Annotated in this window: 7 protein-coding genes and 1 pseudogene; 6 read left to right on the top strand and 2 right to left on the bottom strand. The window is 58.9% G+C overall.

Going from position 1 to position 6201, the window contains the following annotated elements; genetic code table 11:
- The 5 genes and pseudogenes from Q0239_RS01135 to Q0239_RS01115 form a co-directional block, all read left to right on the top strand.
- A pseudogene (locus tag Q0239_RS01135) lies at positions 1–326 on the top strand (hypothetical protein); the annotation flags it as partial.
- A gap of 13 nt (positions 327–339) precedes the next feature.
- Positions 340–1293: a DNA cytosine methyltransferase gene (locus tag Q0239_RS01130; protein ID WP_298597067.1), complete on the top strand. Its 954-nt coding sequence runs from the start codon at positions 340–342 to the stop codon at positions 1291–1293.
- The gene (locus tag Q0239_RS01125) at positions 1290–2183 is read left to right on the top strand and encodes a NaeI family type II restriction endonuclease (protein ID WP_298597064.1); all 894 of its coding nucleotides are present in this window, start codon (positions 1290–1292) and stop codon (positions 2181–2183) included. Before Q0239_RS01130 ends, Q0239_RS01125 begins: the two co-directional genes overlap by 4 nt.
- Before the next feature lie 41 nt (positions 2184–2224).
- Positions 2225–2389, top strand: coding sequence for a hypothetical protein (locus Q0239_RS01120; RefSeq protein ID WP_298597061.1), 165 nt, complete (start codon positions 2225–2227; stop codon positions 2387–2389).
- Positions 2386–2703: a DUF952 domain-containing protein gene (locus Q0239_RS01115; protein ID WP_298597058.1), complete on the top strand. Its 318-nt coding sequence runs from the start codon at positions 2386–2388 to the stop codon at positions 2701–2703. Before Q0239_RS01120 ends, Q0239_RS01115 begins: the two co-directional genes overlap by 4 nt.
- A gap of 125 nt (positions 2704–2828) precedes the next feature.
- Here the strand turns inward: Q0239_RS01115 and Q0239_RS01110 are convergent, their stop codons facing one another.
- Entirely contained in the window at positions 2829–3638 is an 810-nt protein-coding gene (locus Q0239_RS01110) for a hypothetical protein (protein ID WP_298597054.1), read from the bottom strand.
- Positions 3639–3768: 130 nt separating this feature from the next.
- Between Q0239_RS01110 and Q0239_RS01105 the strand changes: the two genes are divergently transcribed.
- Positions 3769–5655, top strand: coding sequence for a hypothetical protein (locus Q0239_RS01105; protein WP_298597051.1), 1887 nt, complete (start codon positions 3769–3771; stop codon positions 5653–5655).
- 10 nt (positions 5656–5665) lie between these two features.
- Here the strand turns inward: Q0239_RS01105 and Q0239_RS01100 are convergent.
- Positions 5666–6201: NRDE family protein (locus Q0239_RS01100; RefSeq protein ID WP_298597048.1), on the bottom strand; the 536-nt coding region annotated here is incomplete at its 5' end.

Raw genomic sequence — 6201 nt, 5'->3', positions numbered from 1 at the left:
GCTACATTGCGGACTGGCGTCTGCGTCAACTTGGCCTGCCCGAAATCTACATGGTGGACGATCACCCGCTGCCGTGGCTCGCACCACTGCTCAACGGCGTGGAGCACGCCAACTTCTTCGAAACCCGCGCGACCGAATATTCGAAAGCGTCCACCCGCGGCAATTGGGGTGAGGTTTGGGATAGCTTCGACAAGCGCAAGAAAAAGCCCGCCAATGACGGGGCGGCTGAGGCTGCGAGCGATGAGGCCGATATGTTTGCGCAGGCGGGGGGTGCGGGGGGGGAAGATGGCAATGAACTTGTTCCGTATATGTTCTCTTTGACTTGAGAGGACGCAACCCATGAACTCGATCGAATTTTGCGCCGGTGCAGGAGGGCAGGCTTTAGGTCTGGAGCAGGCCGGTTTCCGGCACAATGCGCTGGTTGAGATTGAAGCCGATTTTGCCGCCACGTTGCGCCTCAACCGACCGAATTGGGATGTACGCTGCGCCGATATGAATGACTTTGACGGTCGGCCGTTTGCGGGAACTGATCTGTTTGCAGGTGGCCTGCCCTGCCCGCCTTTCTCCATTGCCGGTAAGCAATTAGGGGAGCGTGACGAGCGCAACCTTTTCCCGGCCGCGCTTCGCCTGATCGACGAAATCCGTCCTAAAGCGATCATGATCGAAAATGTTCGCGGCTTCCTTTCGGCGGTATTTGAAGATTATCGCAATGGTTTGAAGCGCCAGTTGGAAAAGATGGACTATCGTGTCGGCTGGCGCTTGCTCAATGCTTCCGACTTTGGCGTGCCGCAATTGCGCCCGCGCGTAGTGATCGTCGCGCTGCACAAAGGTATTGTAGATGCCTTTGACTGGCCCGAAGTGCGCCCGCACAATCCGCCAACGGGGGGCGAGACGCTGAAAGACCTGATGGCCGCCAATGGATGGTTAGGTGCCGAACGCTGGGCAGAGCGCGCCAATGAAATCGCCCCCACCATCGTCGGCGGCAGCAAAAAACATGGCGGCCCCGATCTTGGCCCCACCCGCGCGCGCGCCGCCTGGGCAACGCTAGGCGTGGAGGGCAAGAGCCTGTTCAACGAAGCTCCAGGCCACGATTTCGTGGGCATGCCACGACTGACCGTGCGCATGGTCGCACGATTACAGGGCTTTCCTGATAATTGGCAATTCTACGGTGGCAAGACCGTCAGCTACCGCCAAGTCGGTAATGCCTTCCCCCCGCCGGTGGCAAGGGCTGTGGCGGACCGGATCAGGATTGCACTTTCAGTGCAGAAGAATTTTCTGGTGCGCGCTGCGTGAGCTTGTTCGACGATAGCGGCTATCAACCTCTATCCGAGAGCCATATTGATTTCACCGACCTGTCTTCACTGGAACGTGATTTGCTGGTGGCCGTCAAAGGCAAAGAGCTGTTCGAGGAAAAGCTGCGCTCTTTCTTCCGCTCAGCCATCGACGAAGTTATCGATACCGCCCGAACTGGTCGCTATTTTCTGTCCGACCTTGAGAAAACAGAGAAAACCTATCTTGGTACCAAATTCGAAATCTTGCTCCGCGATTGGCTGCAAGTTCCCAAAGGTGTTGTCCTTGACCTGCTGATCGGTGGCAAGGAGGTCGACGTCAAATCAACAACAGGCGGAAAATCAGGCTGGATGATCCCGTTAGAGGCTATCGGCCATCTTTGCATATTGCTTCGCGTAAACGAAGAGCAATCGACTTGCGCCGTTGGCCTCGCCCGAGCTCGTTCCGAGTATCTTCGTTCCGGCGAAAACCGGGACCGCAAAACGAGCTTCTCCGCCGAAGGAACACGCAACATCTGGTGGATGGTTCAGGATTTCGCCTACACACCCAATTTCTGGACAATCGTAAGCACGACAGATCGAGAAGAAATTATGGCGATCAAGGGCGGAAAGAAACGACTTGCGACCTTGTTCGAACGCTATCTGGAAGTGCCATTATCGCGTGTCCAGATTCAGGCCATTGCCGCTCAGGACGATTTCATGAAACGCCTTCGGAAAGATGGGGGCGCGCGCGATATCCTAGCTCCTAAAGGGATTGCGATACTTTATTCAGAAATAGATCGCGAGCTGATGCACCAGCTCGGCATCACCTTTGGCTATCGGGAATTTGTGTCCTACAAACCCAAGACCGATGCCGAGATAAAGCTGTTACAATCAGCAGGCCACATTGATTGAATATGATTTCCCCCACCGCCATAACCCGCTAGGCCCGCGCCATGGCTGATCTCTATCTCAAAGCACTCGAATCCGAACGCCGCAGCCTGTGGGCGACCGCGCGGTTGAAGGGGCTGCCCAAGGATTCACCCGAACGCATGCGGATCGCGCAGATCGATGCCGATATCGCCGCGCACAAGGCGAAGGCCAAAACGCCCAAGCCATGACCACCCCCCATCCCGGCACCGCCTATAAAATCCTCACCGCCGACCAATGGGCGCAGTTCCAGGCCGACGGTATGTTCCACGGTGCGCCGGTGGATCTGGCCGATGGCTATATCCACCTCTCCGCCGCCGATCAGTTGCAGGGCACGCTCGACAAGCATTTTGCAGGCCAATCTGGTCTGGTGATTACCGAGGTCGATCTGGCCGCGCTAGGCGAGAGCGTGAAGTGGGAGGTTTCGCGGGGCAACGCCCTCTTCCCCCACATATACGGCCCGCTTCCGATGGCGGCGGTGCTGGGGGTGCGAGAATTGGATTAGTTCACGCAAAGACGCAAAGACACGAAGGAGAGGAATCGAAACAAGCACCCTTATCTTTGCGACTTGGCGTCTTTGCGTGAAAATATTTATGGCGCTGCGCGCAAAAGGAAGAGAGGCAGCCAGCCTTATTTCTTCGCCGCGCCGTGCACCTTCTTTTCGGTATATTCGACGAAATCCTTGGAATAGGCGTCGCGCAGTTCAACCTTGGCCTTCTCGACATCTTCGGTCGTCTTGGGCGGGAAATATTCCAGCGGGTTTTTCACCTGGCCGGTGAAATTGACCGGGGCGACGGCCTTGTCCTTGAAATCGCGATAGATCCAGCCGGTGAACAGGTTGCTGCCATACATCATCGCCTTGTGGTAAAAGATGTGCGTGGTGATCAGCTCTGCATAGCATTTGCTTTGGGAATCGGTCAGCCGCTTCTTCGCCTTGATCGTGGCGTTCATCGCCTTCACCTTGGCCTTCAGTTCGGGATTGTCTTTCAAATCCTCGTTAAACGGTGTCGGCGGTTCGATAACGATGCGGTAATTTTCAGGCAGTTTCAGCGTTTTCAGAATGCCCATCCGGTTCAGCTCTTCCAGCTGCACCTCGGGGCCCAGATATTCGCGCATCAAATCTTTGACTGTCTGCACCTTGCCCTTGTGCACTTCCTGATCGGCCAGTGCGCCGACAATGCCGAACCCCGAAAGCAGCCCCATATTGACGCCCAGATAATTTTCGGTGGGCCAGACCCGCAATTCGCATTCGGAAACAGGCGCAGCGGGCGCGGGTGCCGCAGCAGGCACAGGCTCGGTCGGTGCCGGTGCCGCAGCAGGCACAGGCTCGGCCGGTGCCGGTGCCGCTTCGGCGGGCGCTTCTGCAGTTTGCGCGGCCAATGGCGATGCCAAAAGCACGAGTGCCGCGAATGCAGCACTTCCGGTTATTTCAGATTTCATGACGACCCCTCGTTTGTTGATGCCGCAAAGAAGCAAGATTTGCCTTCCATATCAACAGCAAAATTCCGCGCTGTCCTACACGCCCTCCCTTCGCATATGCCCTGTGCCTTTTCGATAAAGGACGCATGCCATGAACCACCCCTCCCCCCTCCGCCACGATAGCGACGCCAAGCTCCCCGCCGCCGCTTATCTACGATACGAATCCCGCGCCGATGGCTGGAGCGGTGGGCGGCAGGCGGCGTTTTTGTCGCATCTCGCCGACAACGGCCTGGTCGAGGATGCAGCGCGCAGCGTGGGGATGAGCGTCGGCGGCGGCTATTCGTTGCGCCGCACCGCGCGTGGCTATGCCTTCAATCTGGGGTGGGAGGCTGCCCTCATCATCGCGCGGCGGGTGGTATCCGACCGGCTGATGACCGCCGCGATCAAGGGCGAGGAAGCGCGCTGGGTGCGCGAAGAAGGCGTCACCACCTACACGCGGCAGAATAGTAAGCTTTCGCTTGCCCTGCTCGACCGCGTCAATCCGGCGACCACCTTGGCCGAGGTGATGGCGGTGGCGACGCGCTTTGACTGGTTTCTGCAACTGATCGACAAAGGGGCGAGAACCGAAGACTATTGGGATTTGTTCTTCGAAGATGCCCTGCCGCACAGCGAGATGGAAGCCCGGGCAAGGGTAAGGGCGTCGCTTCTACTTTCTGAAGAATCTGCGGGTTTCGAGGAGAGCGAGGAAGAAGACGACGCCCCGATCGAGTATAAATCGATGGATGGGCCGCTCGAAACACATCCAGAAACCAATAGCCTTGTTCACCGTAGCCCTGAGCCTGTCGAGCCGAAGGCCACCGGAGGTGAACGGCGCCCATCAGTCATAGCGCAGACCTATGGGCGTGCTTCGACAGGCTCAGCGCTACGGTTGATTCAGGGCCGTGTAGCTTCAATCCTCTCCTCTGCGAACTCTGCGCCTCTGCGTGAGGCAATTTTTTCATCGCGCAAAGGCGCAGAGGACGCGGAGATTTTTGATGCAACTCTGCTGCTTTCAGAATCTCCCCTCGGCGAAGTGCCCGCTGGGCCCCAGCTAACCAAGCTCTCCGTCCAGCGCTTGCCCCAGCCCACAGGATATGGCACGTGCATCATAGGCAGGCGTCGGGGTCGTGCGACCTGCGGAGATGCTGTTTCTATGCCTTTTTTCCGACCGGCTGGCGTGATGCTGGCCCTAGCCACGGGCCTGAGCGTGCCTGCCGCCCTGACTGCCGCGCCGCCCGCACCAGCCGCACCCCCCCCGCTCGTCGGCGCTGCCATCGCGCCCCTCCCCGCCGATCTGGCCGCAATCGCCAAGGCCAAGCCGGGGATCGAGCGCGAGACGGTCAATACGTCGATCAAAGGCCCGCTGCTCGGCGGCACGCTGGGCTGTGTCGAGACATTGGATGCCAGCGGCAACAAGATTGCCGTGATGCGCTCTGAAGAATTCACGCTGCAGGGGGTGAAGGGCCGCATCGTCTATAACGAAGGCAGCGTCAGCATCGCGCTCGACCCCAGCCGCCTGCCGCGCCGGAAGCTGTCGAGTATCGGAGCCGCAGACTTTCATTGCAGCTGGCCGAACATCGGCACCAACTCCGCACGTTGTGAGGTCGGCATTGATGCCGATGCAAATATGCGGATGATCGGGCTGGCCGCCGATGAAGGGAAGGTTGCAGGGCTTGAAGTGTATCCAGCTCTATTCAAAACCGGAAACGACGCGATGGATGCCGATAAGCCGGTCCGGCTGTACAATGCCGCAGGCACGGCAATGGAGCAGCGCTGGAACAAGGGCAATATGGTCTTTATCCAATATCTCTCTTCAATGATGTTCGAAGGTCCCCAGTTTTTGAGTATTATCAATGGGTTGAAGCGGGATGAATTTCTGTCGGTCGAGGCCTATGAACGAGGCAAGGACAAACCTTCAATCCGCCGCGCGGAGGCGAGCGTCGTTTTCGGCAACCTCAACACCGCGCTGGCACTGGCCGAGGCTTTGCGGAAGAAATAAGCGGCGCGCGTTACCAACGGAAATCGATCCGCACCTCTCCGGCATCGCTGCCATCGGGCTGAAAGCGGCGTTCGGTGATGCTGCCCTGCCCTTGATGATCGACCAGCACGACGGTGCTGCACCGCGTGCCATAGATCGGCGCTTTGATGAAAATCGGCACACCGCCATCGTCGAGCAGGGTTTCGTCGCGCAGCAGTGTGAAAAGTTCTTCGAGTGATGCGCCGCGGTCGATCCAGCCGGAAAGCGCGGTTTCCATCGAGGTTTTGCGCGGCCAGGGCTCGCCCGGATGGCCGTTGGAAAGCCCGTGGATTCCGGGGCCGAGCGGCACGCGCTGCGGCTCTGGCAGGTTCGACAGCAGCATCGCACCGTCCGGCCCGGTGAGGAGCAGGTTGAACGGGTTAAAGCCGGGCAGCGCGTCCATTTCAGGGGCCTTGCCCGACGCGAGCCAATCGCCGACCAGCGCCCCGCGCGACGCCTTGGCGGGATCGGGGCTGTAGTAGCCGTCGAGGTCGATGGTACCGGGCACGTTGTCGACGGCAGGCACGA

The organism is uncultured Sphingorhabdus sp., assembly GCF_937872355.1.
GTDB lineage: Bacteria > Pseudomonadota > Alphaproteobacteria > Sphingomonadales > Sphingomonadaceae > Sphingorhabdus_B.
Note: the sequence above shows the minus strand (reverse complement) of the source record. Positions and strands in the feature narration are given on the sequence as shown.